The sequence below is a fragment of the Nocardiopsis lambiniae genome (assembly GCF_031845465.1).
GTDB classification, from domain to species: Bacteria; Actinomycetota; Actinomycetes; order Streptosporangiales; family Streptosporangiaceae; genus Nocardiopsis; species Nocardiopsis lambiniae.
Map to the genome: position 1 here is coordinate 64,102 of NZ_JAVREP010000018.1, position 26,268 is coordinate 90,369.

29 protein-coding genes, 1 tRNA gene and 2 pseudogenes are annotated in these 26,268 nt (G+C 70.3%); 11 read left to right on the forward strand and 21 right to left on the reverse strand.

The genetic code is table 11. From position 1 onward, the window contains the following. Positions 1-72: 72 nt before the first annotated feature. The 5 genes and pseudogenes from RM479_RS21975 to RM479_RS21995 form a co-directional block, all read left to right on the forward strand. Positions 73-1,485, forward strand: a complete 1,413-nt coding sequence (locus tag RM479_RS21975) for an L-serine ammonia-lyase (protein WP_311513650.1) — start codon at positions 73-75, stop codon at positions 1,483-1,485. 303 nt (positions 1,486-1,788) lie between these two features. Next, positions 1,789-2,439 (forward strand): hypothetical protein, encoded by a 651-nt coding sequence (locus RM479_RS21980; protein WP_311513651.1) that lies wholly within the window; start codon positions 1,789-1,791, stop codon positions 2,437-2,439. Between the two features lie 11 nt (positions 2,440-2,450). Beyond that, complete coding sequence (locus tag RM479_RS21985; protein WP_311513652.1) at positions 2,451-4,115, forward strand: N-6 DNA methylase; 1,665 nt, start codon at positions 2,451-2,453, stop codon at positions 4,113-4,115. Then, complete coding sequence (locus RM479_RS21990) at positions 4,103-4,741, forward strand: restriction endonuclease subunit S (protein WP_311513653.1); 639 nt, start codon at positions 4,103-4,105, stop codon at positions 4,739-4,741. The genes RM479_RS21985 and RM479_RS21990 overlap by 13 nt, the downstream gene beginning before the upstream one ends. A 79-nt stretch (positions 4,742-4,820) precedes the next feature. Beyond that, positions 4,821-4,931, forward strand: a pseudogene (locus RM479_RS21995) (L-serine ammonia-lyase, iron-sulfur-dependent, subunit alpha); the annotation flags it as partial. 13 nt (positions 4,932-4,944) lie between these two features. Here the strand turns inward: RM479_RS21995 and RM479_RS22000 are convergent. Then, positions 4,945-5,349, reverse strand: a complete 405-nt coding sequence (locus RM479_RS22000) for a type II toxin-antitoxin system death-on-curing family toxin (RefSeq protein WP_311513655.1) — start codon at positions 5,347-5,349, stop codon at positions 4,945-4,947. Then, the gene (locus tag RM479_RS22005) at positions 5,350-5,553 is read right to left on the reverse strand and encodes a hypothetical protein (RefSeq protein ID WP_311513656.1); all 204 of its coding nucleotides are present in this window, start codon (positions 5,551-5,553) and stop codon (positions 5,350-5,352) included. Positions 5,554-5,614: 61 nt separating this feature from the next. On the opposite strand from RM479_RS22005, the pseudogene RM479_RS22010 reads away from it, so the two are divergent. After that, positions 5,615-5,740, forward strand: a pseudogene (locus RM479_RS22010) (L-serine ammonia-lyase, iron-sulfur-dependent, subunit alpha); the annotation flags it as partial. 152 nt (positions 5,741-5,892) lie between these two features. Here RM479_RS22010 and RM479_RS22015 read toward each other — a convergent pair. From RM479_RS22015 to purU, 9 genes are all read right to left on the reverse strand, one after another. Then, entirely contained in the window at positions 5,893-6,297 is a 405-nt protein-coding gene (locus RM479_RS22015) for a VOC family protein (RefSeq protein WP_311513658.1), read from the reverse strand. A 79-nt stretch (positions 6,298-6,376) separates the two neighbouring features. Then, complete coding sequence (locus RM479_RS22020; protein WP_311513659.1) at positions 6,377-6,967, reverse strand: Asp23/Gls24 family envelope stress response protein; 591 nt, start codon at positions 6,965-6,967, stop codon at positions 6,377-6,379. A 2-nt stretch (positions 6,968-6,969) separates the two neighbouring features. Continuing rightward, complete coding sequence (locus RM479_RS22025) at positions 6,970-7,575, reverse strand: DUF6286 domain-containing protein (RefSeq protein ID WP_274807378.1); 606 nt, start codon at positions 7,573-7,575, stop codon at positions 6,970-6,972. Between the two features lie 86 nt (positions 7,576-7,661). Further along, positions 7,662-8,030, reverse strand: a complete 369-nt coding sequence (locus RM479_RS22030; RefSeq protein ID WP_311513660.1) for an Asp23/Gls24 family envelope stress response protein — start codon at positions 8,028-8,030, stop codon at positions 7,662-7,664. 11 nt (positions 8,031-8,041) lie between these two features. Continuing rightward, on the reverse strand, positions 8,042-8,215 hold the full coding sequence (locus RM479_RS22035) for a hypothetical protein (RefSeq protein WP_274807376.1): 174 nt from the start codon (positions 8,213-8,215) through the stop codon (positions 8,042-8,044). A 27-nt stretch (positions 8,216-8,242) separates the two neighbouring features. Then, complete coding sequence (locus RM479_RS22040; RefSeq protein WP_311513661.1) at positions 8,243-8,560, reverse strand: Asp23/Gls24 family envelope stress response protein; 318 nt, start codon at positions 8,558-8,560, stop codon at positions 8,243-8,245. Positions 8,561-8,562: 2 nt separating this feature from the next. Beyond that, positions 8,563-9,036, reverse strand: coding sequence for an Asp23/Gls24 family envelope stress response protein (locus RM479_RS22045; protein WP_311513662.1), 474 nt, complete (start codon positions 9,034-9,036; stop codon positions 8,563-8,565). 61 nt (positions 9,037-9,097) lie between these two features. Next, a complete protein-coding gene (locus tag RM479_RS22050; RefSeq protein WP_311513663.1) occupies positions 9,098-9,319 on the reverse strand; it encodes a CsbD family protein in 222 nt (73 codons plus the stop codon). A 280-nt stretch (positions 9,320-9,599) separates the two neighbouring features. Beyond that, on the reverse strand, positions 9,600-10,481 hold the full coding sequence (gene purU / locus RM479_RS22055; protein ID WP_311513664.1) for a formyltetrahydrofolate deformylase: 882 nt from the start codon (positions 10,479-10,481) through the stop codon (positions 9,600-9,602). A gap of 209 nt (positions 10,482-10,690) precedes the next feature. On the opposite strand from purU, the gene RM479_RS22060 reads away from it, so the two are divergent. After that, entirely contained in the window at positions 10,691-11,929 is a 1,239-nt protein-coding gene (locus RM479_RS22060; protein ID WP_311513665.1) for an alanine racemase, read from the forward strand. Between the two features lie 54 nt (positions 11,930-11,983). On the opposite strand, the gene RM479_RS22065 is transcribed toward RM479_RS22060, so the two are convergent. Both RM479_RS22065 and RM479_RS22070 read right to left on the reverse strand, forming a co-directional pair. Next, complete coding sequence (locus tag RM479_RS22065) at positions 11,984-12,382, reverse strand: DUF3618 domain-containing protein (protein ID WP_311513691.1); 399 nt, start codon at positions 12,380-12,382, stop codon at positions 11,984-11,986. Positions 12,383-12,399: 17 nt separating this feature from the next. Further along, positions 12,400-13,521, reverse strand: a complete 1,122-nt coding sequence (locus RM479_RS22070) for a CDP-alcohol phosphatidyltransferase family protein (RefSeq protein ID WP_311513666.1) — start codon at positions 13,519-13,521, stop codon at positions 12,400-12,402. Positions 13,522-13,725: 204 nt separating this feature from the next. Between RM479_RS22070 and bcp the strand changes: the two genes are divergently transcribed. After that, the gene (bcp, locus tag RM479_RS22075) at positions 13,726-14,208 is read left to right on the forward strand and encodes a thioredoxin-dependent thiol peroxidase (protein ID WP_311513667.1); all 483 of its coding nucleotides are present in this window, start codon (positions 13,726-13,728) and stop codon (positions 14,206-14,208) included. Positions 14,209-14,307: 99 nt separating this feature from the next. Beyond that, positions 14,308-14,382: transfer RNA gene (locus RM479_RS22080), tRNA-Leu, on the forward strand. Between the two features lie 297 nt (positions 14,383-14,679). Here RM479_RS22080 and RM479_RS22085 read toward each other — a convergent pair. From RM479_RS22085 to RM479_RS22100, 4 genes are all read right to left on the reverse strand, one after another. Continuing rightward, complete coding sequence (locus tag RM479_RS22085) at positions 14,680-15,948, reverse strand: serine/threonine-protein kinase (protein ID WP_397222848.1); 1,269 nt, start codon at positions 15,946-15,948, stop codon at positions 14,680-14,682. A 259-nt stretch (positions 15,949-16,207) separates the two neighbouring features. Next, the gene (locus RM479_RS22090) at positions 16,208-17,554 is read right to left on the reverse strand and encodes a M16 family metallopeptidase (protein WP_311513669.1); all 1,347 of its coding nucleotides are present in this window, start codon (positions 17,552-17,554) and stop codon (positions 16,208-16,210) included. A gap of 32 nt (positions 17,555-17,586) precedes the next feature. Continuing rightward, positions 17,587-18,930, reverse strand: coding sequence for a M16 family metallopeptidase (locus RM479_RS22095; RefSeq protein WP_311513670.1), 1,344 nt, complete (start codon positions 18,928-18,930; stop codon positions 17,587-17,589). A 130-nt stretch (positions 18,931-19,060) separates the two neighbouring features. Continuing rightward, positions 19,061-19,741, reverse strand: coding sequence for a hypothetical protein (locus tag RM479_RS22100; protein WP_311513671.1), 681 nt, complete (start codon positions 19,739-19,741; stop codon positions 19,061-19,063). A 175-nt stretch (positions 19,742-19,916) separates the two neighbouring features. On the opposite strand from RM479_RS22100, the gene sppA reads away from it, so the two are divergent. Next, the gene (gene sppA / locus RM479_RS22105; protein WP_311513672.1) at positions 19,917-21,638 is read left to right on the forward strand and encodes a signal peptide peptidase SppA; all 1,722 of its coding nucleotides are present in this window, start codon (positions 19,917-19,919) and stop codon (positions 21,636-21,638) included. Positions 21,639-21,793: 155 nt separating this feature from the next. Further along, positions 21,794-22,324, forward strand: a complete 531-nt coding sequence (locus RM479_RS22110; protein WP_311513673.1) for a flavin reductase family protein — start codon at positions 21,794-21,796, stop codon at positions 22,322-22,324. 259 nt (positions 22,325-22,583) lie between these two features. Here the strand turns inward: RM479_RS22110 and RM479_RS22115 are convergent, their stop codons facing one another. The 4 genes from RM479_RS22115 to RM479_RS22130 are packed head-to-tail and all read right to left on the reverse strand — an operon-like array spanning position 22,584 to position 26,126. After that, positions 22,584-23,495: an ABC transporter substrate-binding protein gene (locus tag RM479_RS22115; protein WP_311513674.1), complete on the reverse strand. Its 912-nt coding sequence runs from the start codon at positions 23,493-23,495 to the stop codon at positions 22,584-22,586. A gap of 44 nt (positions 23,496-23,539) precedes the next feature. Beyond that, positions 23,540-24,220 carry an ABC transporter permease gene (locus RM479_RS22120; RefSeq protein ID WP_311513692.1) on the reverse strand — a complete coding sequence of 227 codons (681 nt, stop codon included), beginning with the start codon at positions 24,218-24,220 and terminating at the stop codon, positions 23,540-23,542. Positions 24,221-24,222: 2 nt separating this feature from the next. Continuing rightward, entirely contained in the window at positions 24,223-25,008 is a 786-nt protein-coding gene (locus RM479_RS22125; RefSeq protein ID WP_311513675.1) for an ABC transporter permease, read from the reverse strand. Between the two features lie 8 nt (positions 25,009-25,016). Then, the gene (locus RM479_RS22130; protein ID WP_311513676.1) at positions 25,017-26,126 is read right to left on the reverse strand and encodes an ABC transporter ATP-binding protein; all 1,110 of its coding nucleotides are present in this window, start codon (positions 26,124-26,126) and stop codon (positions 25,017-25,019) included. Positions 26,127-26,268 lie beyond the last annotated feature (142 nt).

Here is a 26,268-nt window from a genome sequence, read left to right on the forward strand (position 1 = left end):
GCGGGGCCGCCGGCCCCGCACGGCGTTCGTCCGGCAGGTACGGCCCCTGTGCTCAACGAGGAGGACAGACCCTTGGCCATCAGCGTGTTCGACCTGTTCAAGATCGGTATCGGACCGTCCAGTTCGCACACCGTCGGCCCGATGAAGGCCGCGCGCACGTTCGTCACCCGACTGCGCGAGGACGGACTCCTGGGCGACGTGGCGCACGTGCGCGCGGAACTGTACGGATCGCTCGCCCTGACCGGCAAGGGCCACGGCAGCGACACCGCCGTGATCCTCGGCCTGCTCGGCCACACCCCCGAGGGGGTGGACGTGGAGGCGGTGCCCGCGCTCGTCGAGAGGGTCCGCGGGGAACGCTCCATGGCCCTGGGCGGCCCGGACGGGCCCCGGGTGGGCTTCGACCCGGCCGTGGACGTGGACTTCCGCCGCAAGGAGAGCCTGCCCGACCACCCCAACGGGATGCGGTTCATCGCCCGGGACTCCACCGGCGCCGACCTGGCCGCCAAGGTGTACTACTCCGTGGGCGGCGGGTTCGTCGTGGACGAACGGGCCGCCGGTTCCGACCGGATCAAACCCGACGACACCGTGCTCCCGCACCCGTTCGACAGCGCCGAGGAGCTCCTGGGGCTGTGCGCGGAGACGGGCATGTCGATCAGCGCGATCATGCTCGCCAACGAACGCGCCTTCGGCCGCACGAACGCGCAGATCACCGACGAACTCCTGGAGATCTGGTCGGTCATGCGCCAGTGCGTGCGGCGCGGGGTGACGACCGAGGGCACGCTGCCCGGCGGCCTTCGGGTACCGCGCCGGGCACACCGGCTGTACCGGCAGCTCGGCGGGAACTGCGACGCCTCGGGACTGCTCGCCCCGACCGCCGCCGATCCGGACCCGATGCGCGGCAGCGACTGGATCACCCTCTACGCGCTGGCGGTCAACGAGGAGAACGCAGCGGGCGGCCGGGTGGTGACCGCGCCCACCAACGGCGCGGCCGGGATCGTCCCGTCGGTGCTGCACTACTACACGCACTTCAGTCCGGGCGCGGGGGACGAGGGTGTGGTCCGCTTCCTGCTGACCGCGGCGGCGATCGGCATCCTGTTCAAGCAGAACGCGTCGATCTCCGGCGCCGAGGTGGGCTGTCAGGGCGAGGTCGGCTCGGCGTCGTCCATGGCGGCGGCCGGTCTGGCGGAGGTGCTGGGCGGCACCCCGGCCCAGGTGGAGAACGCCGCGGAGATCGCCATGGAGCACAACCTGGGGCTGACCTGCGACCCCATCGGCGGTCTGGTGCAGGTGCCGTGCATCGAGCGCAACGCCCTGGCTTCGGTCAAGGCCATCAGCGCGGCCCGCATCGCCCTGCGCGGCGACGGCAGCCACTTCGTGTCGCTGGACAAGGTCATCAAGACCATGCGGGACACCGGCCGCGACATGCACGACAAGTACAAGGAGACCTCGCGCGGCGGCCTCGCCGTCAACGTCATCGAGTGCTGAGGATCCCCGCTCTGCACCTATTGACGAGAGCCACACCGCACGGATAGACGTTAACAACAATCGCGCACTGGAGTGCGCTTGACCAACACGATCGCCGTGTGTACCTTTTCATTTGCAGGATGGTCCACGCGATCGCGCTTTCGGTGAACCCACCCGGGCGGTGCGTGCAACCCTGCCCCGGAAAAAGCCGTGCCCCGGGTGGCATGCGATGCAGAGGCGAACCCGGGGCGTACGACTCTCATGGTACCCGATCTGTCGCCCCCTATCCTCTGTGGCCCGACCCGAGGTAGATCGAAGGTTGTCGTGAGCACTGGCTTCCCGGAGTGGATGAACTCCGTGTACTCCTCCCCGCGCTTGACGCCCTATCTGCGACACAGTCAGGGCGACCCGGCCAGGGCCGTCAACCTGTACTACTGGAACACCATGGTCTCAGCTGCCTTCTTGGGCCCTTTGCACACGTTCGAACTAGCCTTGCGTAACTCCGTCCACAACCGCCTGGGCACCCACTTCAGGCAGGAGGACTGGTGGAACAGGGCGCCGCTGGACAACGAGGGGCAGCGCCTCGTCCACCAAGCGCAGTCCCGCTTCCGCCGTGCGGCCACCCCGGACGACATCGTCGCCGAACTGTCCCTCGGTTTCTGGACCTCGCTGATCGCCCGCAGGTACGACCGGACCCTCTGGGTCCCCGCACTCCACCGCGCGTTTCCCGGCTACCGGGGCCCGCGCCGTGACCTCCAGGACCAGCTCTATTCCCTGCGCCTGCTGCGCAACCGCATCATGCACTGCGAGCCGATCCACCACCGCCATCTGGAGGCGGATCACGCCAAGCTCTACCAGGTGCTGTCCTACATCAACCCCGAGGCCGCAACCGGGATCAAGCCCATGGACAGGGTGCCCGAGGTGCTCCTGGTCAAGGAACAGATGTGCAGGGGTGACCTTCCACCGAGTTTCTGAGGGAGACCGTTGTGGACCAGAACGAACCGAGACTCGTATCGCGGGCACAACTCGCCCGATACGCCGAGGTCAGCCGCGCAGCAGTGACCAACTGGGGCAAGCGGGAGGCTGGCTTCCCCGAACCGGCGGACGAAGAAGGCAATCTGTTCGACCTCGACCAGGTGATCGAATGGCTGTCCACACGTGCCATCCCGGTCAACGCCCGTCACCCGCACGAATCAGTCGGTGCCACCTACGCCGATCGTGTGCGGGCCACAGTGGCGGCCGACACCCCGGGAGCGACGTCAGCGCCCAGACACCGATCCCCGGTCGACAGAGACGGCGTCGACGGCACCGTCTTCCGTTTGCTGGACGACCTCCGGGGTTTGTGCGCCCCGACCGAGTCCGCCCTCCTCGTCGCGGTACTCGTCTTCCTCCGTTCCTCACATGCTGACCAGTGGGGCCTTCTACGGGAACGGACCGGTCACGGCACCGTTGACGGGTCCGTGTTCGCGGCCGACTTCTGCGACCACCTCCCCCCTTTCGTCCCCGGTTCCCTCCAAGGACTGAGGGCTGACGCCTTCACCACGGCGGTTCGCGGAGTCGACACGATCGACACCCAAGGCCAGGAGCAGGACATCCTGTTGACCGCCTTCAACAGCGCTCTCTCCTTCCTCGAAAGAGACCGGCTCTCCCACCACTCGGATCTGCGCACCCCGGAGTCAGTGGTGCGCATGATGGTGGACCTCCTCACATCCGACAATCCTTTCGACAGTGTGTACGACCCCTTCTGTCGGACGGGTGAGTTCCTGACTGAGGCCGTACGAGCACAAACGGAAACCGACCCGACGCGGATCCCCCGTGTCAGCGGTACCACTTTCAACGAGCTGGCCTTCGGTATCGCCGGTATGAACATGCTGCTGCACGGCATCGAGGCCGAGTTCGGCCACCGCCCCGGATTCCCCTGGGACCGCGACGCCGCACACGACACCGCAGATCTTGTCCTGGCCAATCCGCCGTTCAACCTGAGCAGCGCGCCCGGAGACTCCACCCGCGAGAGCTTCCGCTACGGAGAACCACCGAAGGAGAACGCGAACTTCCGCTGGCTCCAGCACGTGATCGACCGCCTTTCCCCGAACGGTAGGGCGGGTGTGGTGATGGCCAACGGCGCATCAAGCTCGGCCAACGCCAAGGAGGCCGCGATCAGGGCGAACATGGTCGAGGACGGTGCCGTGGAGTGTCTCATCACCCTCCCCGGCCGGCTCTTCCAGCACACCGCCATCCCCGTGACCCTGTGGATACTGAAAGCTCCGACAGGCAGGTGCGAGGAGATCCTCTTCATCGACGCCGGCGGACTCGGCCGTATGACCTCGCGTACGATCCGAACTCTCCGAGAAGAGGACATCGCACTCGTCCAACACGCTTACAACGGATGGCGCAACGGGGAGCGAGATGACTCCGAGAGTGAAGCGTCGAGTATCAGTTACGTCGCAACGATTCAGGAGATACGCGATAAAAATTATTCACTTCGCCCATCGATCTATGTAACCGGACGTGCACCGCAGACGAGCCAGGCAGAGCAAGCGGAAATGCTCACGTCACTCATCCGATGCCTGGACTCTCTGGAGGCACAGATTCCCTACGTCGATGCCAGAACCAGTCAGGTGCTCCAGGAGGCACGGAAATGGATTCGCTGATCGGCCCGCTACCCGACGCTTGGAGCGAGCATCGGCTGGACGAGGTCTGCGAGATCCAGGCAGGCCCCTCCGGCGCGAGCCTGCCCTCCCGGGAGCTCGGCAAACAGGGAACCCCGCTGGTCAGACCCGGCGACATCGCCGACCGGCGAGTGTCGGATACCGGCCTGGCCCACGTCACCCGCACGACGGCTGGACGACTCCACCGCTACCGGCTCCGCTCGGGCGATATCGTCGGCACCCGAACCGGAACACTCGGCAGATTCGCCCGGGTCACCCCGGATCAACAGGACTGGCTGTACAGCACCCAACTGCTTCGTGTGCGCCCGTCCGAACGCGTGGACCCCGTGTACCTGGTGCACTATCTGACCCTGCCCACAGTCCAGCACTGGATCGACAGACACGCCTCTGGAAGCACGGTCAGGTCGCTCACGATGGACACACTGCGATCGCTCCCTACGGCGCTACCTCCCCTGCACGTTCAGCAGGAGATCGGAGCGTCCCTCGAAGCCCTGGACGAAAAGGCCCACCTGCACGCCGAAATCAGCCGGACCACGAGCGAACTGCACGACGCTCTGGCCCCCATGCTGTTCTCCGGTCGAATGCACGCTTCAACAACCAACACATGACACCCACCCCCCGAGGGAGTAGACCCCGGCTGAGGATTTTCCGCCCTCTCCGAGGCAGTACGGCGGCATGTCGTCAACCGTTGCACCGGACAAGGTCATCAAGACCATGCGGGACACCGGCCGCGACATGCACGACAAGTACAAGGAGACCTCGCGCGGCGGCCTCGCCGTCAACGTCATCGAGTGCTGACGCACCCGGCGGTTCAGGACGCCGCGTGGAACGTGCGCAGAGCCGCCGCGATGTCCTCGATGTCGTCGAGCCCTCCCGTAGCGACGTCGAGGACGAAGCGCTCGGCGCGGTCCACGTCGACAGGGTCCGCCAGGGGCCTTCCGTTCACTTCGAGGAAGACGGCCGTGGAGTTCCACGCGGCTCGCTTGTTGCCGTCCAGGAACACGTGGTTCCTGGCCAGGGAGTGCATCAACGCGGCGGCCTTCTCGAAGATGTCCGGGTAGTGCTCGTCCCCGAACGAAGACCCCTTCGGGCGGTGGACGGCGCTCTCAAGGAGCCCGTGGTCACGGACCACGGCAGCGCCCTGGTCCTCTTGGGCCAGAGCCATGGTGGTGATGTCGATGACCATCGCCGAGTCCAGGTAGAAGACGTCCTCCACCTACTTGGCGAGCCTCTCGTTGAGCTCGGCCGAGAGGGTGGTGACGCGCCGTGCGGCAGCCAGGAAACGGCGGCGGCGGATCTCGGCGAGCATGCTCTCCCGCATCTCCTGGACCAATTCCTGCGGTGGCCGCTTCTCAGCGGCGGCGATCTGACGGATCTGCTCCGCCTCCGCCTCCGTGAACTCGATACCGAGTACCGACATGCTCGCCCCCTTTCAAGGTACGACCCACCGCCAGAATACCCGAGGATGCCCGAACGCCGGGAGAGGTTGTGGATCCGTATCGCTGGACAAGGTCATCAAGGCCATCCGGGACACCGGCCGCGACATGCACGACAAGTACAAGGAGACCGGCCGCGGCGGCCTCGCCGCCAACGTCATCGAGTGCTGACCGGAGCCGGACGGACGACAGTCCGCCGGGGAGGTTCGCGGGACCCCGGGCGGACGGGCGACGGCTTCCCGGTGCCCTCCGGCGGGCCCGGGCCCACTCCCCCGGAGCGCGGGAACCGTCGGATCGCCTCGCGCGGAACGCGGTCGACGACCTCAGGGCGTCGCGGACGCGTCCATGTGGAGGATCTCCCAGAGGTGGCCGTCCAGGTCGGCGAAACTGCGCGAGTACATGGAGCCGTCGTCGACGGCGCCCTTGTCGTGGACGGTGGCGCCGCCGGCGATGGCCGCGTCGACCATCCGGTCGACCTCCTCGCGCGACTCCACTCCGATGCTGACGATCGTCTCCGCGCCCCCGGCGGGGTCGGCCACCCCGCCGGGTGAGAATCCGGCGAAGAAGGGCCTGGCGAGCAGCAGTACGAAGGCGTCCCCGTTGACGAGCATCGAGGTGCCGTTCTCGTCGGAGAAGTCCGGGTCGAACTCGAACCCGAGCCCGCCGAAGAAGGCGCGGGAGGCCTCCAGGGAGGCCACGGGGAGGTTCACGATCAGCTGTTTCGTCATGTGACGAAGGTAACGAACGCCCCCGACATTCCCCGGTACGACCCGCCCCGACCTCGGGGCGGGCGCAGGTCAGGTCAGGTCAGGCGAGACTGCGCCGGGGGTTCTTGGCCGGTGCGGTCATGGACATCCGCACCACCGCCGGGATCCGTTCCAGTTCCAGGGATCGGCGCAGGTTGGCCAGCGCGTCGGAGCGCACCCGGCGCCACACCCCGGTGACGTCGGCGTCGTCCTCCAGGGTCAGGGACAGGCGCAGGTGCGGCTCGTCGGCCGACTCGGTGAGGCGGGCCCGGGCCCGGCGCACCCCGGGGTAGTCGGCGACCTCCTGCTCCAGGGCTCCGCGCGCCACGCTCTCGGACATCTCGACGCGCCCCTCCTCGCCCCGTTCCAGGACCAGCCGGCCGACCGTGTCGTTGAGGCCCTGCACCATCAGCCAGCGCAGTGCCAGGAACGCGGCCACGAAGGCGACCGCCACCGCCACGTAAGGGGCCCACGGGCTCCCCAGGACCGCCATGGCCCCGTCGTCGAGCAGGCTCCCCTCCGCCACCCGCGCTCCGAACAGTCCCCGTCCGGCGGCGAACGCCACGGCGCCTCCGGCCAACAGCACGATCCCCACCAGCAGCAGTCCCTGCCGGTTGCCCCGGGCCGATCGGCGCGCCCTGTCCCGTGCCATGGTCATCCCTCCGCGTAACGGACGTGGGTGGCGATCCGCATGCTTCGCAGGGGCGCCAATTCCTCCAGCCGCCGTTCCACGGCGGCGGTCACCTCCGCCGGCAGCCCCGGCGACTCCCGCAGCCCGGTGCGCACGTGCACCCGGATACGGCTGCCGCGCACGTGCACCCCGACGTGGTCGACCCCGCTGACGTCGTGGGCGGCGGCGGTCACCGCGCGGCGCAGCGCGCTGCGGGTCATCCCCACCACCAGCGCGGGGTCGTCGGTGCGCAGCGCCGTCCAGTGACCGCGTCCCGGGGCGAGAGCGGCGACGATCAGGACGAGCCCGATCACGGCCACCAGCGCCGAGGCGATCTGCACGGACGGCTGCGACCAGGTGGTGGTCTGCGCGTACCCGGTCGCGCGGTCGACCGGGAAGAGCCCCAGCGGGCTGCCCGCCAACGCCGCGATGACCTCGGCGGCAGCGACGACGGCGACGACGAGGATCACGAACCCCGTGATCACCGCGGGCCATGAACGACGGGGGCGGAACGTGTGGACGGCCACTCTTCTGGCCGCCCGGTCGACCCCTTGGTCGGGACGGCCGAGCACCTCTTCCACGGTGGTCATCACAACTCCTAGCGCGGCGGCCCCCGACAGGGTCGGAAAGGGCGGACCTTCCCGACCCGTGGTCGTGGAGCGGTGGAACGGCGCGATCAGCGCACCGTTTCGGCGATCTCGATGTCGATGTGGTGGACCTGTTTGCCAGTGGTGTGCTCGACCCGGTCCCGGACCCGGGAACGGACGAGCGCGGCGATCCTTCGGACGGGTTCGGGGTAGTCCACGGCGATCCGCAGGCGCAGCAGGACGACGTCCCCGCTCACGCGGGCGCGCACCGACCGCCCGCGCGTCGCGCGGGCCCCCTCGACCTCGCCCACGGCCCGGGCGGCGGTCTTCTCTATGACCGCGCTCGCGATGTCCGTGCGCCCCCCGGGGCCGTGCGCGACCTCGGAACGGACGTGTCTCCCGGGCCCCTCCGACCGTTCCCTTTGTCGGGGAACGTCCTGAGTCCGTGTTCCGGGCACGCTCACCCCTTTCAGGCCGAACGGCGCGAGAACATCTCGCTCAGGTCGATGTCACCCTCCATCGCCCGGCCCCCGACGAATCCGGCCAGGCCGAGGACCAGTACGAGTGCGAACGCCGTGAATCCGCCGAACGCGCCGGCCAACCCCAGTACCGTCCCGTAGGACAGTCCGACTATGGGCCACATGGCCTCCCCCTTCCTTGTGTCCAGCGCTCATCTCGTATGCGGCCGGGTGCCCGCGGCGCCGACGACCACGTCCTCCACTGAGATGTGGACGACGCGGCCGCCGGCCAGCGGTGCGAGCCCTCGCCGGAGCTCGGTCGCGATCTCCGGCAGCGGGCGCCCGAAGTGGACCACGACGCCGACCTCGACGGTGTCGGAGCGCACCGCCACCCCTCGGATCCGCCCCCCGGGCACGGAGGTGGACAACGTCCCGAAGCCCCCGCTGGACAGCCTCACCACGTCCGGTGAGCGCAGAGCCGCCTCGGCCACCCGCCGGGCGATCGTTCCGGGGTCGTCGACGCCGTTCATCACTACTGGACCCGAGGTGCGGAGTCGGCCTCTGCGTCTTGGCCGTCGTCGTCATCGGGCAGGTGGATGTCGCCCACCCTGATGTTGATCTCGGTGACTTCGAGACCGGCCATCCTCTCGATGGCGTTGGTGACGTTGCGGCGCACGGCCGCGGCGAGGTCCTGGATGGCGGTCCCGTACTCCACGACGAGGTCGATGTCGACGGCGGCCTGCCGTTCACCGACCTCCACGGAGACTCCGCGCGCCGCCGACGAGGCGTCCCCGCCGCCGGTCATGGCGTCCCTCACCACGCCCATGGCACGGGCCGCCCCGCCGCCCATCGCGTACACGCCGCCGATCTCACGCGCGGCCATGCCGGCGATCTTGGCGACGACCCCGTCGGCGATCTGGGTGTGGCCGCCCTCGTTCGACGCGTCCCCGGTCCGGTTCGCCTCACGGGCCCCCGGCACCCTGGTCTCGGTCCTGGTGTCCGACACTGGTCCCCCTACGCAGTGTGCAGATGAGCCCGTGTCCCGGGCTCCGGTCGTATGAGCGACGTCAGCGCTTGAAGACGTCCTTGATCTTCTCGCCGGCGTTCTCGATGACCTCTTCGGCCTTCTCCTTGAACCCCTCGGCCTTCTCCTTGGCCTTGTCGGCGGTGTCCTTGGCGTCGGCCTTGGCCTGGTCGATCTTGCCCTCGGCCTGGACCGAGCGGTCACCGGTCGCCTTGCCGTAGGCCTCCTTGGCCTTGCCGGCGACGTCGTCGAAGTTCTTGCCCATGTGCGTACACGCCTCCCCACCCGGGGGATCCCACCCCGGGGATTACGGACCGAAACCCGTGGATCACTCCGCTGAGCGACCGAACGGGTTTCGAACTAGTTCACACCATATACACACTGTGAGTAGTCGACAAGGCACATGGAGTAAGGTGTTGCAGGTCAGAATAGGTAATGACATCCCCATCCCTGCCCCAAACCCGCCTCGAAACCCTGCCCCGGACAGAAAACGAAGGGGCGCCCGAAGGCGCCCCTGGTTCGTCCGAAAATCGACGCGGGTCGACTCACCCGAAGACGACGGTCTTGTCCCCGTTGAGGAGGACCCGACGCTGCGCGTGCCAGTTGACCGCGCGCGCCAGCGCCACCGACTCCAGGTCCCGACCGATCGCCGTGAGCTGTTCGGGGCTGTGCGTGTGGTCGACCCGGGACACCTCCTGCTCGATGATGGGCCCCTCGTCGAGGTCGGCGGTGACGTAGTGGGCGGTGGCCCCGATGAGCTTCACGCCCCGCGAGTGCGCCTGGTGGTAGGGCCGGGCGCCCTTGAAGCTCGGCAGGAAGGAGTGGTGGATGTTGATGATCCGGCCCGACATCTTGGCGCACAGCTTCTCGGACAGGACCTGCATGTAGCGGGCCAGCACCACCAGGTCCACGTCGTAGGAGCCGACCAGTTCGAGCAGCCGGGCCTCCTGCTCCCCCTTGCTCTGCGGGGTCACCGGCAGGTGGTGGAAGTCCACCCCGTAGGAGTCGGCCAGGAACTCCAGGTCGGGGTGGTTGGAGACGACCGCGGCGATGTCGATGTCGAGCAGGCCGCTGCGGTGACGGTAGAGCAGGTCGTTGAGGCAGTGTCCGAACTTGGACACCATCACGAGCATGCGCGGGCGCACGTCGCGCGGGCTGAGCGTCCACTCCACGAACGCGTCGCCATGGCCGAAGTCCCCGGCCAGCGCGGCGAAGGCACCGCGCAGGGCGTCCTCCCCGACGACCCCGTGCCCGCCCTGCTCGGCCACGAACTGCATGCGCAGGAAGAAGCGGCCGGTGTAGTGGTCTCCGTACTGCTGGCTCTCGGTGATGTTGCAACCGTGGTCGGACAGCAGATTGGCCACCGCCGCGACGATGCCGCGGCTGTCGGGGCACGACAGCGTCAGGATGTACTCGCGCTCGCTCATGGGAAGACAACCGTTTCTGGGGTCGGACCGGCCGTGCGGCCGTGACGTCCCAGGATATCCACCGGGTGTCGGTCGTGGGCGGCTCCGACCGAGACCGGTCGCAGTTCACACCCGTTCCGTGCGCACCGCGGGTTCCGGAACCCGTCGGCGGTCATCCGATTCCGGCCAGGGAATATGAAAAGTATTCATGTTCTGGCATGCTCGGAGTCATGACAAGCCTGCGTGAGAAGTACGAGGCCGCGACGCGCGAACTCCAAGCCCCCTTCGCCATGGTCGACCTGGCCGCCTTCCGCGCCAACGCGGCCGCCCTCACCCGCCGCGCGCACGGCCGACCCATCCGGGTCGCCAGCAAGTCCGTGCGCTGCCGCGCACTGCTGCGCACCGCGCTGGAAACGCCCGGCTACGAAGGCGTCATGGCCTTCACCCTGCCCGAGGCGCTCTGGCTCGCCCAGGACGACCCCGGCGGTCCCCTCGGCCGCGACATCCTCGTCGCCTACCCCACCGCCGACCTCGACGCCCTGGTCCGCCTGGCCGCCGACCCCGCGGCGGCCCGCGTCATCACCCTCATGGTGGACGACACCGCCCACCTCGACCTGATCTCCCGGGCCGTCACCGCCGCCGAACACGAGGGGGCCCGCCCCTCCGACGCGCCCCCCGTCCGGGTGTGCCTGGACATCGACACGAGCTGGCAGCCCTTCGGCCCCCGGATGCGCGTGGGCAGCCTGCGCTCCCCCGTGCGCACCCCCGCCCAGGCCGCCGACCTGGCCCGCGCCGTCGTCCGCCGCCCCGAACTGCGACTCGACGGGATCATGGCCTATGAGGCCCAGATCGCCGGCGTCGGCGACGCCCCCGCCGGCCGCCCCCTCTACGGTCGCCTGCTGCGCACCGTCCAGCACCGCTCCGCCGTCGAACTCGCCAAACGCCGGGCCGCCATCGTGCGCGCCGTGCGCGAGGTCGCCCCGGTGCGCTTCGTCAACGGCGGAGGCACCGGCAGCCTGCACACCACCGGCCGGGAGAAGGCCGTCACCGAACTCGGCGCCGGCTCGGGGCTCTACCACCCCCACCTGTTCGACCACTACCGGTCGTTCGAGGGCCGCCCGGCCGCGCTGTTCGCGCTGCCCGTCGTGCGCCGTCCCGCCCGCGGCGCGGTCACCGCCCTGGGCGGCGGCTACCTCGCCTCGGGGCCCGCCGACGCGCTCCGCCTGCCCCTCCCCCACCTGCCCGCCGGCCTGGCCTACAGCGCCAACGAGGGCGCCGGCGAGGTCCAGACCCCACTGCTGGGCGCCGTCGCCGACACCCTGGAGATCGGCGACCGGGTGTGGATGCGTCACACCAAGGCGGGCGAACTGTGCGAACGCTTCGACACCCTGCACCTCATCGACTCCGACACCGGCACCTACGTACGCGCCGTCCCCACCTACCGGGGTGAGGGCAGGACCTTCCTCTGACCCCCGGACACGACCGAAGGGCCCGTGCGCGAGCACGGGCCCTTCGACATGGGACTATGCGCGCCTGCGGCGCACGATCAGGGCCACCACGCCCACCGCGATGACCGCGCCCACACCCACCGCGAGGATCATCGCTTCGGGGGGGAGCCGTCCGCGGGACTGGTAGGTGGTCACGACCTCGTCGTCGCCCTTGAGGAGGATGCTGCCCTCCCGAGGCTCGACGAGGTGGCTCTCCACCCGTACCGCGCCACCACCGATGACCAGGGCGCGGGCCTCGTCGACCAGCCGTCCGCCCTTCTCCTTGACCCGGTTGATCTGTCGCCGTGCGATGTTCGCGGGCTTGGCCTGCACCACCAACTCGTCGATGGTCTCGGCGAGCCGTCGCTGCTCGCGGTTGATCTCGGCCTCGATATCGGCCGGAGTCCGGCGCGGTTCGGTGTCGCCTGCCGCCATCTGGGCTGCCTCTCTCACTAACGCAGAGTCGTATGAGATCCCGTGTCCGAGCCGGTGTCCCGACCCTCGTCCTCCGCGCCGTCGGACGGACCGGAGAATCTCAGCGCGCCGTCGATTCCGTCGACCACGCGGAAGAAGTCCCGCGTGGACAACCACAGTTTATAGATGATGGCGAGTTCGAAGGCGAGGAGCAAAACACCCGCCACGGCGGTGATCCAGCCGATAAGGGACGGAAGGCCCGTCACCGCCACCGCCACCGGCGCCACCACGAAGACCGCCATCTGGAACTCGATGCCGCCGACCAGGTGCGTGCGCACACGGCGCGCGTTGAGCGACGACCAGAACCGCTGGTACCAGGGGAAACGGGTACGGAACTCCTGATGCAGGTCCACCTTGGGCAGGGTCAGGTCCGGCTGCTTGCCGGCCGTGCGCCGGTTGCGGTTCTCCCGTTCGGTCTGGGTCCGCAGTATCCCTTCGAGGACCGCGATGCCGTGCCTGAGGACCGCCTGCTCGCCGCCATCGCTCATGGTCCGACCGCCCGCGCCGGTCGCCGCCGCGGTGTCGTCCCCCTCCGGGCCGAGCATCGACAGGGTCGCCCGTGCCCGCTCCAACGCGGCGGCCAGGTGCGAGCGCATCTCCCGGCGCACCTTGTACACCTGGAGCGCGTTGAGATAGCGCAGCATGTCCAGGAACACCACGGCCAACGCCAACCACACGAACCACACCGGGTCGGCACCCGGGTCGGCCTCCTCGGCCACCACGTACTGGCCGCCCATGAGGGCCACCACCGCGACCAGCACCCGGAACCGGTCGGACACGTAGTCCACCCAGGCGCCGAACACCGTCTCCGTGCCGGTCAGCCGGGCCAGCTTGCCGTCCATGCAGTCGACCAGGAAGGACAGGAAGTACAACACCGCGCCGAGCAGCAGGAACTGCCGGTAGCCCAGGGCGAAGCACACGGCCGCGCCCAACCCCAGGAAGAGGGCCACCACCGTCAACTGGTTCGGGGTGATCGATGTCCGGTTGGCGACCGGTCGCACGAGACGGACCGCGATCGGGTCCACGAGATAGACCGTCCACCAGGAGTCGCGCTCCTTGAGCGTACGGGCCTTGACCTCGTCGAGCGTGAATGCAGGCATCGGTGCCGAGACTCCCAACCGACCAATCATGAAGTGCGGTCAACAATAGGTGATCGAACCGGCGGTCGATCCCGCAGCGGATGAACCGAACCGGAATCGCAACCGAACCACGGGACACCACCGCCCCTCGCCCACGGGGTCGTTAGTGTGGAGACGAGAGCGACCGGGCCCGTCCCGGCATCCCGGCACAGAGAGGAATCCCACGTGAGCGACCCGATCCGGCTCGAACCCGGCGACCAGGCCCCCGACTTCACCCTGGAGGACGCCGACGGCAAGCCCGTCACCCTCGGCGAGGTCCTGACGCGGACCGACAAGAGCGTGGTGCTGTACTTCTACCCCGCCGCGATGACCCCCGGCTGCACCACCCAGGCCTGCGACTTCCGCGACAACATCCGCGAGTTCGACTCCGCGGGCTTCACCGTCATCGGCGTGTCCCCCGACACCACCGACAAGCTCGCGAAGTTCCGTGACAAGGAGGGGTTGACCTTCACCCTGGTCGGCGACCCCGACAAGGAGACCCTGCGCGCCTACGGCGCCTTCGGCGAGAAGAAGAACTACGGCCGGCTCGTCCAGGGCGTCATCCGCTCCACGGTCATCGTCGGCGCCGACGGCAAGGTCGTCAAGGCCTTCTACAACGTGAAGGCCACCGGGCACGTCGACCGGATCAAGAAGGAACTGGGCGTCTGATCCGCCCACCGGGATCGAGGAGGAGCACCGTCCGAGCCCCCCGGCCCGGCGGACCACGCCCTCCCGATCCCGGTACAGTTGTCCCCACGGGCACGCCCGGGGGCCGTAGTCCAATTGGCAGGAGACGCCAGCTTTAGGTGCTGTACAGTGCGGGTTCGAGTCCCGCCGGCCCCACTCCACTCCGGAACGACCCTGCTCGCGCGTGAACGCGCTCGCCGGGTCGTTCCGTCGTTTCCTCTGGAGGGCGACCCCCAGACCCCCGATGCGAGGCTTCGCCTCGCGGGTTGTAGTTGGCTTGCGCAGGGTCCACTCGACGATGGGGCGATCCCGTTCGACGGCCTCCGGCCGCCCCACCGGATCGCCTCGCCACCCGGGGACCACCCCCGCCCCCGGCCACGGATGATCCGATCCGTTCGATCCGGCCATCACCGCGGACCCTGGCCCGCACCTCTCCCGCCCTCGGAGGACCGGTCAGCGGCCCAGCAGCGCCCACAGGACGATCGCCAGCAGCACCAGCACGCCCAACGCGACCGCGAGGACACGGACGGGCGCGCCCGCGCCGCTCTTCCCGGCGTGTCGACCGGGGTTGGTGAGTCCCAGGGTGTCGGTGGACTCGCGCAGCGAGGCCACGAACGCGCTCATCGCCTCCGGGCTGTTGCGCAACCGGTCACTGATGTTCTCGGCCAGCATCCGGCCGCCCGCCTTGAAGTGCTCCTTGGCCGACTCGCGCGGCTCCGGCACCGCGGTCGGGTCCTCCCCGTCCTGCTCCGCGGTCCCCTCGGCGGGCTCCCCGCCCTTGCGGGCGTCCTCGCCGCTCCACGGGGCCAGCGCCGCGATGCGCAGCATCTTGGTGGCGTTCTCCGCGGTCAGCCGCTCCCCGGGCTCCACTTTGAGCAGCCCGGCCAGCGCCGGCGCCAACGGGCCGGCCTTACCGGCCATCGCGGGCTCGTCCAACGGCTCCTGGCGCAGGATCTTGATGTAGCCCTTGCGGTCGTAGGGCGGGTACCCCTCCACCGCCGCGTACAGGGTCGCGCCCAGGGACCACAGGTCCGACTCCGGGCCGACCGGACCGGCCTTGGCCCGCTCCGGCGACAGGTACGCGGGGGAACCGACGATCCGGCCGGACTCGCTGAGCGCCGACTCGCCGTTCCAGGCCGCCAGACCGAAGTCGGTGAGCACCACGCGACCGCTCCTGGTGATCATCACGTTGCCCGGCTTGACGTCGCGGTGGACGATGCCCTCGCTGTGCGCGACCTTGAGCGCGTCGATGAGCTGGAGCCCGATCTCGGCCACCCGCTGATAGGGCAGCGGGCCGCCCACATCGATGATCTCCTCCAGGGTGGAGGCCTCCAGCAGCTCCATGACGATCCACGGTCGCCCGTCCTCGTCCACGACGTCGAGCACCGTGATGAGGCTGGGGTGGCTCAGCCGTCCGGCCACACGGGCCTCGCGGGTGGTCCGCTGGAGCAGGGACTCGCGGTCGGACCGGCTCAGGGACTCGGGCAGACGCAGTTCCTTGACCGCGACCTCACGGTCGATCACCAGGTCGACGGCGCGCCAGATGGTGCCCACACCGCCCCTGGCGATCTCCGCGAGCAACTGGTAGCGCCCCTTCAGCAGACGCCCCTCAGGCGCGGGGGCGGCCACGGCGGCCTCCTCCGGGCGCGCGGGATCCGGCGCCGGCTCGGGACGCTGCGTGTGGGGGTTGTCTAGGGAGGACACGGTTATCCACGGGTCCATTCACCGGCCATGGTGGCCTCCTGCGGAGCATTGCGGTCGCTGTCACCACGTAGGTGCACGGATCAATCGTTATACCAGCAGGACACGGGCGCCCTACCGGCCGTTGCCATAACACCGACACATAGGTTCGCTTTCGTTATGTCCAACGAGAGCGAACACATGCGCCGATGACCCCTCCTCGACCCGTTCTCGACAAGGAGGGGTCCACGTGCGGATGAGACGCCTCCGCGCGCACATCGGTTCACAGTGGTCCCGGGTTTCACACCCAGAGTTCATCGGGGGTGCGCACCTCGACCGGGCCGACCCCGATGTCGGTGAGCGGAGAACCCAACCGCTCGGCGTCGCCGACGACGATGACCACGGCCTCCTCCGGGCGCAGGTACTCCACCGCGGCCGAGTCCAACGCCTCCTTGGTGAGCCGCTCGTACCCGGCCCGGACCCGGTCGACGTGATCGTCGGGCAGGTCGTGGACGACCATGTCGACCAGTGACCCGGCCATCGCGCGGGCGGTGGAGTAGGACACCGGCAGCCCGATCGTGTTGGACTCGCGGACCGCGACCAGCTCCTCCTCGGTGACCCCCGACTCGCGCAGCTTCGCCACCTGCTCCAGGGAGGAGGTGATGGAGTGGGCGGTGGTGTCCGCCTCGACCTGCGTGGACATGAAGAACACCCCGCTGTCGCGACGCAGGTCGAACCGCGCGCCGGCACCGTAGGTGTACCCCAGGCGCTCGCGCAGCTCCAGGTTGAGCCGGGAGCCGAACATGCCGCCCAGCACCTCGCCGATGCCCTCGGCACGCGGCAGGTCGACCTGCGAACGCGACGGCGCCCGGTGCGCGATGACCAGGGCCGACTGCACCGAACCGGGGCGGTCCACGATGAGGACGCGGGGCAGGGGCCCGGGCGGCGGGGCCGGCGCGGTGATGACGCGCTCGGGCGTGGGCGCGGTGTCCCCGAACACGGTCTTGCCCAGGTCCGTCAGGTCGACCCCGCTCAGGTCGCCGACCACGACGAGGGTGCCGGCGACGGAGGCCAGGGTGTCGGAGTGGAAGGACGCGACGGTCTCGGGGGAGACGTCGGCCAACCGGACCGGGCCGCCGGCCAGCGGCGTGGCGTAACGGCCGGTGAACAGCTGCCCGCCGAGGCTGCGCATGGCCAGGGTGCCGGCGGTGGCGGCCTCCAACCAGAAGCGCTCCAGCAACTGGTCGCGGCGGCGGACGATGTCGTCGGGGTTCAGCGCGGGCCGGCGCACCGCGTCGGCGAAGAGCCGAACGGCCTCGCCCAGGCGGCCCACGGGGACGTCGAGGCCGGTGATGAACCCGTCCCAGTTGACCCGGGACACCCATTCGGCGCCGTGCCGTTCCAGCGCGGGCGCCAGGGAGCTGTTGCCGTCGGGGCCGTCCTCCAGCACCTCGCTGGTCAGGGCGCCGACACCCATGGCGTCGAGCGGTTCCACCGCTCCGCCGTAGGGGTGCACCAGGCGAACGGAGACCAGGTACTGGCCGGGGACGTCGATCGCGACGACCGTACCGCCGCCGACGGTGATCCGCTGAGGCCGGGGAAAGGTGTAGGACGCCGGAGTACCGAGGTCCGGGCGGTTCTGCGACATGCTCTGCGACTCTTTCTGTGGTTGCTCGGGACTCAGGCGTCGTCGGAGGCGGTGGCCCGGGCCTCGACCTCCGGCGTCTCGGCGGCGTCCTCACCGCGCGGGTCGAATCGGACGACGAGCATGTTCTCGTCGACGAGCAGCCGTTCGGCGGCGGCGCGCACCTCCTCGGCCGTGATGTCCGCCCAACGGGTCGGCCAGGTCAGCGCCAGCTCGGGATCGTCGAACAGCTGGGTGCAGGAGCTGATGGAGTCGGCCAGCCCCGCGGGCCCGGAGATGGATTGCAGGTGGTCCCGCTCCAGGACGGCGCGCGCCCGGTCGAGTTCGTCCTCGGTGACGCCCTCGGCCAGCCGGGCGACCTCCGCGAGGATCTCCGCCTCCAGGGTGTCGCCGTCGACGTTCTCGCGGGCGAGCATGTTCACCAGCAGCAGGCTGTCGGTGTACCGGAACGGCAGGACGTCGGCGGCGGCCCCGCCGTCGTCGGCGGCGATCGGCCGGTCCACGACCAGCGACCGGTACAGGCGGCTGCCCTGCCCCTGCCCCAGCACGGCCGAGAGCAGGTGGGCGACGTCGAACCCGCGCTCGCCGTAGGACGGCGCCCGGTAGCACAGGAACACCCCGGCGGCCGGGACCGTCTCGACGACCCGGTCGCGGAGCGGTCCGCCCAGCGGCGCGTACAGGGTGGCGTCGGGGGCCTCGGGGATATCCCCGCGCGCCGGGATGTGGCCGAAGAACTTCTCCACCCGGTTGCGGACGTCCTCCGGGTCGAGGTCGCTGACCACGGTGATCACGCAGTTGTCCGGGCCGTAGTGGACCTTGTGGAACGACTTGACGTAGTCCAGGTCGGCGGCGTCCAGATCGGCCATGGAGCCGATGGTGGGGTGATGGTAGGGGTGCCCCTCGGGGTAGGCCAGGCGCAGGATGCGCTCCAGCGCGGTCCCGTAGGGCTGGTTGTCGTACCGCTGGCGGCGCTCGTTCTTGACCACGTCGCGCTGGTTGTCCAGCACCTCCTGGGTCATGCCCTCGCGCAGGGTGGCCAGCCGGTCGGCCTCCAACCACAGGATCCGGTCGAGGGCGTGGACGGGCACCGTCTCGTAGTAGTTGGTGCGGTCGCTCGAAGTGGAGGCGTTGATGTCACCGCCCAGCCGCTCGATCTCCTCGAAGTGCTCGCCCTTGGCCACGTTGCCGCTGCCCTGGAACATCAGGTGCTCGAAGAGGTGCGCGAACCCGGTACGGCCGGGCACCTCATGGCGGGAACCGACCCCGTACCACAGGTTCACGGCGGCCACCTGACCGGTGGAGGCGGGCGCGGTCACCAGACGCATCCCGTTCTCCAGCGTGTACTGAACCAACTGTCCCGCCGCTCCGATGCCGGTCACCAGTGCTGCACCCCGATTCACGCGTCGCCTGAAACCACCGTCACCGCATCGCGACGATGACGACTACGACCCTACGGCCTCAGGCCACCGTGTGGACACCCGAACGGGCCGACACGTCGCGCTCCTCGGCTCAGCCGCGGTACTCGGTGGTGTCCATCGAGCGGGCGATTTCGTCGTAGACCGCGCTGTACTGGGAGTCGGCCGACCACACGTACAACAGCACGTCGCTGACCGGCAGGAACCACATGCGCACCTCGAAGGCCTCGTCGTTGGCGCAGGTCACCTGCCACACGGAGTGGTGGGACTTCAGGGTGTCGGCGTGCTCGGTGAAGTCGGAGACCTTCAGCTCCGCCTCGGAGACGCCGATACCGCCCGAGGCGGCGGAGTTGAGGCTGCGGCAGCTGCCCGTGTCGTCGGCCCAGCCGTCGTCCTTGGAGTGGGCGTCGCCCTTCTTGGGCCAGTCGTCCGGGTTCTTCTCCGCGGCCTTGGGGGTGAGCTGGATCGACCCGTAGGCACAGGGGTCCTGCCCGGGCGGACTGGCGCACAGGGTGCCGTCCTGGTTCTGCACCGCCCATCCTTCGGGGACGTCGATCGCGACGCCGTCGACCTTCTCGGTGGTGAACCCCTCCGGGCCGGGCGGCTCCACACCGGGCACCACACCGTCGGCCCCCATCCGAAGACCGGCGTCGCCGCCCTCGTCCTCGGGGTCCCCGGCGCAGGCCGTCAGCAACAGGAGGGAGACGGCCGCGATCGCCGCTCCCGTGGCGCGCGCACCGCGTGCCCGATGACCTCGCCCGTGGATGCCCGCCATGCCTCGTCCCTCTCGACCGTGCGTCCCGATGGTCAGAACACAGTCGACCTTAGCGCCACCGGAAGGGAGCCCCGACAACCCGGTCCGCACGGGTACGAGCCGCACGTTCCCGACATCGTCCACAGGCGGCCCGCGACACCCGACCCGGTCGGCCCCCGGCGACTACCCTGGGGCCATGGTGGACCTCGCGAAGATCACGCAACCCTTGTCCCTCGACCGGTTCGGGCCCCGCCGGACCGGTCCCCTCGTACTGGAACTGGATTTGACCGAGGGGGTCGCCGACGAGGCCCCCGGGGACCCCATCGGTCAACTCTTCAACCGTCGCCGACAGCACTACCTCGACGTGGTGGAGGGGATCCGCCGCGGCGCCCGCGACCCCGAGGTCGCCGCCCTCCTGGTCCGGGTCGACACCCGGTCCCTGGGCTTCGCCAAGGTCCAGGAACTGCGCGCGTGCGTCGCCGACTTCCGATCCACCGGACGACCCGCCGTGGCCTGGGCCGATTCCTTCGGCGAGACGGGCGACGGCAACCTTCCCTACTACCTGGCGTGCGCGTTCTCCGAGGTCGCCATGGCCCCCACGGGGCTGTTGGGGCTGACCGGCCTCATGATCAAGAGCACCTTCGTCAAGGGCGCCCTGGACCGGCTCGGCCTGGACTACGAGGTCGGCAAACGGCACGAGTACAAGAACGCGCTCAACGGGGTCACCGAGACCGGGTTCACCGACGCCCACCGCGAGGCCACCGACCGGATCGTCACCTCCCTCGGCGACCAGATCGTCGAGGGGATCGCCCAGGCCCGCCCCCTCTCGGAGGAGCGGGTGCGCGCCCTCGTCTCCCAGGGGCCGTTCCTCGCCTCGGAGGCCCTCGAACACGGGCTGGTGGACCGGCTGGCCTACCGCGACGAGATCTACTCCGACCTGTTGGCGCGGGTCCGGGGGGACGCCGACGCCGAACCGCGCCTCCAGTTCGTCTCCCGCTACCACCGCAAGCACACACCGGCGCAGCGCCCGCGCCCGGTCGGCGACGCCGACCACATCGCGCTGATCACCGCCACCGGGACCATCAGCCTGGGCCGCACCCGGCGCTCTCCGCTGGGCGGCGGCACGGTCATGGGTTCGGACACGGTGGCGGCGGCGTTCCGCGCCGCCCGCCGCGACCCGCACGTCAAGGCCGTGGTGTTCCGGGTGGACAGCCGGGGCGGTTCCCCCACCGCGTCCGACGCGATCCGCCGCGAATCCCAGTTGACCCGTGAGGCCGGCATCCCGGTGGTGACGACGATGGGCGACTTCGCCGGTTCCGGCGGCTACTACGTGACACTGGGGTCGGACGCGATCGTGGCCCAGCCGGGCACCCTGACCGGATCGATCGGCGTCATCGTCGGCAAACCGGTCCTGGGACCGCTGCTGGAGCGGTACGGCATCACCAGCGAAACGGTGGGCACCGGCGAGCACGCCGGGATGTTCGGTTCCGACCGGGCCTTCACCGAGTCGGAGTGGGAGCGGGTCAACGCGCTGCTGGACCAGGTCTACGACGACTTCACCGCCAAGGTCGGCGCCGCCCGGAACATGACCCGCGACGAGGTCCACGAGGTGGCCCGAGGACGTGTGTGGACCGGCCGGGACGCCCGCGAACGCGGTCTGGTCGACGCCCTGGGCGGGCTGGAGACGGCGGTGCGCATCGCCCGGGAGAAGGTCGGCGGCCGGGCCCTGCCGCTGCGCCCCTTCCCCCGTCAGCACCCGCTGGACCGGCTGCGCCAGCACGAGTCCAGCGAGGACCCGGCAGCCGCCCAGCCGCAGAGCTCACTGAGCGCCTGGGGTCCGCTGCGGCACGTCGCCGCCGTCCTGGGACTGCCCGAGGGGGGCCCGCTCACCATGCCCGACCCCGGTCGCGTCCGGTAGGGCGCGGTCCGCGTCCCCGCCCGCCGGGACGCCGTCGGCAGCGGATCGCACCCGGGGCGGGAGGGCACCGCGGGCCGCCCGAGGACGACGGGAGGGCGCGCACGGGTGACACGCCCCGGATCGGGTGTGCGGGATGATCGACGTCGGCGACCGCGATGGCCGCCGACACCGAACGAGGGGACGACGAGGTGGACGACCCGGTGGCGACCGGACCGTACCTGGAGGCGATGGGGGCACTGCCCGCCGGGGTCACGGTGGTGACCGTCGCCGACGGCAGGGACGACATCGGGGCGACGGTGAGCGCCTTCGGGTCGGTCTCCGCCGACCCGCCCGTGATCTCGGTGAGCGTGGACTCCGAGGGGTACATGGCCGAGGTGATCGAGGAGGTCGGCGCGTTCGCGGTGAGCGTGCTCGGCGGCGACCAACGGGCGTTGGCGGGCCGCTTCTCCGCCGAGGGGCGGCCCAGCGCCCGGCTGCTGGTGTCGGGCCAGGCGCACCACCGGGGCGCGCGCACCCGGGCGATCGTCCTGGACGAGGCGCTGGCGGCGTTCGAGTGCGCGGTGCGCCGACAGGTGGTGGTCGGCGACCACACCGTCTTCTTCGCCGAGGTCGTCTCCCTGCCCAAAACGACGGGCACCGGGGCGGCCCTGGTCCGCCGGGCGGGCCGGTACCGCACCGTCGACTGACCCGGAGCGCACGACCGCGCCCGGCCCCGTGAGGCTCCGGGCGCGGTCGTGCGCGGAACGGGACTCCGAGAGGCCCCGGTCGGCACCCGTTCCCCCGCGCCCTCGGGTGTCGCCCCCGGGGTCACGAAGGCCCGGAGCGCACGTCCGGAAAACCAGGACGTGCGGACGGGGCCGAGGGTCCCCGCTCCCGGACCCGTCGGGCACGGGCCGAAGCGGAGCCCGGGTCCGAAGGAACGCGGAGGTTCACGAGAACAACGGCCTACACCAGGCCCTCGACCTCCAGCCACTCCTGGGCGACGTCGGCCGCCTCCTCCTTGTCGACGATGACGCGCTCGTTGAGCGTGGTCAGCGCCTCGGTGGTCAGGGCCGCCGAGACGGCGTTCAGCACGGCACGGGCGTCCTCGTCCACCTGCTCGGCGTTGACGAGCGGGGTGATGTTCTGGGCGCCGAACAGGTTCTCCGGGTCCTCCAGGACGACGAAGCCCTCCACCGCGATCTGCGGGTCGGTGGTGAACAGGTTCGCGGCCTGGATGTCGTCGTCCAGCAGCGCCTGCGGGATCAGCGCCGGCTCCAGGGCGCGGAACCCGCCGAACTCCACGCCGTAGGCGTCGGCGAGGCCGGGAACGCCCTGCGGCCGCGTCTCGAACTCGGGCGGCGCGCCCAGGGTGAGATCGCCGGCCACCTCCGCCAGGTCGCCGATGGTGCCCAGCTCGTACTCCTCCGCGGTCTCCGGGGTCACCGTCACCGAGTCCTTGTTCTCGGCGTCGGAGGACTCCAGGATCTCCAGGCCCTCGGGCAGCGCCTCGGTGATCGCGGCGTTGGTCTCCTCCGAGGTGCCCAAGGGCGCCTCGTTGTCCAGATAGGCCAGGATGCCGCCGTTGTACTCGGGGAACACCGACAGGCGGCCCGACTCGATCTGGGAGTAGTACACCTCACGGCTGCCGATGTTGAGCCGGTACTCCACCTCGAAGTCCTCGGCGGCCAGGGCGCGCCCGTAGATCTCGGCGAGCAGCGTGCTCTCGGGGAAGTCGGCCGAGCCCACGACGATGGTGCCGGAGCCGCCGCCCCCCGCGGCGTCGCCCCCGTCCTCCTCCTCGAAGGGGTCGCTGCCGCCGCAGGCGCTCAGCAGGAGCACCAGGGGGAGCCCGGCGAGGGCGATCCGTGTCTTCATCGTTCGCAACCTTCTCTCTCATCGGCCCGCCGACGGCGGGCACCTCAACGCGCGGTCGCGGCCTCCGCGCGCAACCCGGGTGCGACGAGCACGCGTCGCAACCCGGCGAACACCAGGGTGGTGGCCACCGCGAGCAGCACCACCAGGACGGAACCGCCCAGGATCATGGACAGGTCCTGACGGGCCTGACCGTCCACGATGTAACGGCCCAGACCGCCGACACCGACGTAGGCGGCGATGGTCGCGGTCGCCACGACCTGGACGGCGGCGGTGCGCATCCCGATGAGGATGAGCGGCATCGCCACCGGCACCTCCAGGCGCAGCAGGACCTCCCGACCGCGCATGCCCATGCCGGCGGCGGCGTCGCGCAGCCCCGGCTCGACGGAGCGCACCCCCTCGTGGGTGTTGACCAGGATGGGCGGCACGGCCAGGGCGACCAGTGCGGTGATCACCGGCACCAGGCCGATCCCCGCGGCCAGCACGATGAGGAACAGCACACCGATGGTCGGCAGCGCGCGGGCGAGGTTGGCCAGGCTCGCGGTGAGGAACCCGCCCACCCCGGTGTGCCCGGTGAGCAGTCCGATCGGCACGGCGATGAGCGCCGACAGCACCAGGGCCAGCAGCGAGTAGTACACGTGCTCGCCCAACCGGGCGGGGATGCCCGCGGGCCCGGCCCATTGGGCGGGGTCGCCGAACCAGGCGACGAGTCCGTCGAGGATCTCCACGGTCATCCCTTCCCGGGCGGCGCGCCCGCCGTCGACTCGATCGTCTCCGCGCCCGTCGGCGCCGTGGCGGCGGCCCGCCGGCGGGCGCGCCCGGTGCGCGCCCGCCGGTCCCGTCGCGCCCACGGGGTGAGCAGGCGTTGGGCCAGGACCAGGAGGGCGTCGGTGAGCAGGGCGAGTGCCACCACCAGGACGATGCCGACGATGATGGGCGCGTCGAACTGGCGGCGGAACCCGTCGCTGAGGATGAGCCGGCCCAGGCCGCCCAGGCCCACGAGGGAGGCGACACTGACCATGCTGATGGTGGCCACCGACGCCACCCGCAGCCCGGCGATGATGATCGGCAGCGCCACCGGCGTCTCCACCGAGATCAGGCGTCGCAGCGGCCCGAACCCCATGGCCACCGCCGCCTGGCGCACGTGGTCGGGGACCTGGCGCAGCCCGTCGACCACGTTGGGCAGCAGGATGACCAGGGTGTACAGGGCCAGCGGGACGATCGCCGTCCAGTCGCTGAACCCGGTGTAGGGCAGCATCAGGAAGAACAGGGCGATGGAGGGGACGGCGTAGAGCACGTTCACCCCGGTCAACAGCGGCGGGTACAGGATCCTCCAGCGCACGCACGCCAGGCCCAGCGGGATCGCCAGGGCCAGGCCGATGGCGATGGAGGAGTAGGCCAACCGGATGTGCTCCAGCAGGCGCGGCAGGATGCCCCGGTCGGGCTCGCCGGGGTGGCTCCAGTTGGCCACGGCCCAGCCCAGCACGCCCTCGGCCCGGTCCAGCGCCGTGCTCATGACGTCGTTCAATCGGTCACCGACCACAGTGCGGTGCCGAGGTCGTCCTGACCGACCACGCCGATGACGCACCCGTCCTCGTCCACTCCGACGGCGCGACCGGCGGGCGAGAGCACGGCGGCGTCCAGAGCGGCGCGCAGGGAGTCGGTCTCCACCGAGAAGGTGTGCCCGTAGGGGACGGTCTCCATCTCGCCGAGGCGGATCCCGGTGGGCGAGTCCCGAAGGGCGCGGGCGGCGATCCAGCCCAGAGGGGCGCGGGCCGCGTCGATGACGAGGATCCAGGGGTGTCCCTCGGCGATGTGCAGCACGTCCTCGACCTTGAGGTCGTCGCCGCAGACGACGTCCTCGCGCAGGGACAGGCTCCGGGCGGGGAAGAACGACAGCCGGCGTACGCCCCGGTCGTGACCGACGAAGGATTCGACGAAGGCGTCGGCGGGCTCGGTGAGCAGCCGTTCGGGGGTGTCGTACTGGGCGAGCTCGCCGCCGGGCCGAAAGACCGCGATGCGGTCGCCCAGGCGCACGGCCTCGTCGATGTCGTGGGTGACGAACACGATGGTCTTGCGCAGTTCCCGCTGGAGGCGCAGGAGTTCGTCCTGGAGACCGGTGCGCACGACGGGGTCGACGGCGCTGAAGGGTTCGTCCATGAGCAGGATCGGCGGATCGGCGGCCAGGGCGCGGGCGACCCCGACGCGTTGTTGTTGGCCGCCGGAGAGCTGGTGGGGCCAGCGTCGGCCCATGGAGGGTTCGAGGCCGACGAGTTCCATGAGTTCGGCGGCCCGGGCGCGGGCGGTCCTCTTGCGGACCCCGAGGAGCAGCGGCACGGTCGCGATGTTGTCCAGCACGGTGCGGTGGGGGAACAGGCCGGCCTGCTGGATGACGTAGCCGATGCCGCGGCGCAGCAGGGCGGGGTCGCGGTCGCGGATGTCGACACCGTCGACGCGCACGGTGCCCCGTGTCGGTTCGACCATGCGGTTGATCATCCGCAGGGAGGTGGTCTTGCCGCTGCCGGAGGGCCCGACGAAGACGGTGGTACGACCCGTCTCCACGGTCAGGTCCAGGTCGGCGACGGCCACGGTGCCGTCGGGATAGTGCTTGGCGGCGCCCTCGAAGGTGATCATCGGTGTCTCCAGTCCGGGGCGGGGTGATGGCGGTACGGATGCGAGCCCTGACGGGAGGGGGGACCCCGGGGGCGGACCGTTCGCACGGTACCCCTGTTCGAGTCCGCCAAACGGGAGTGGCGCGCACCGTGGCCGAATCGGG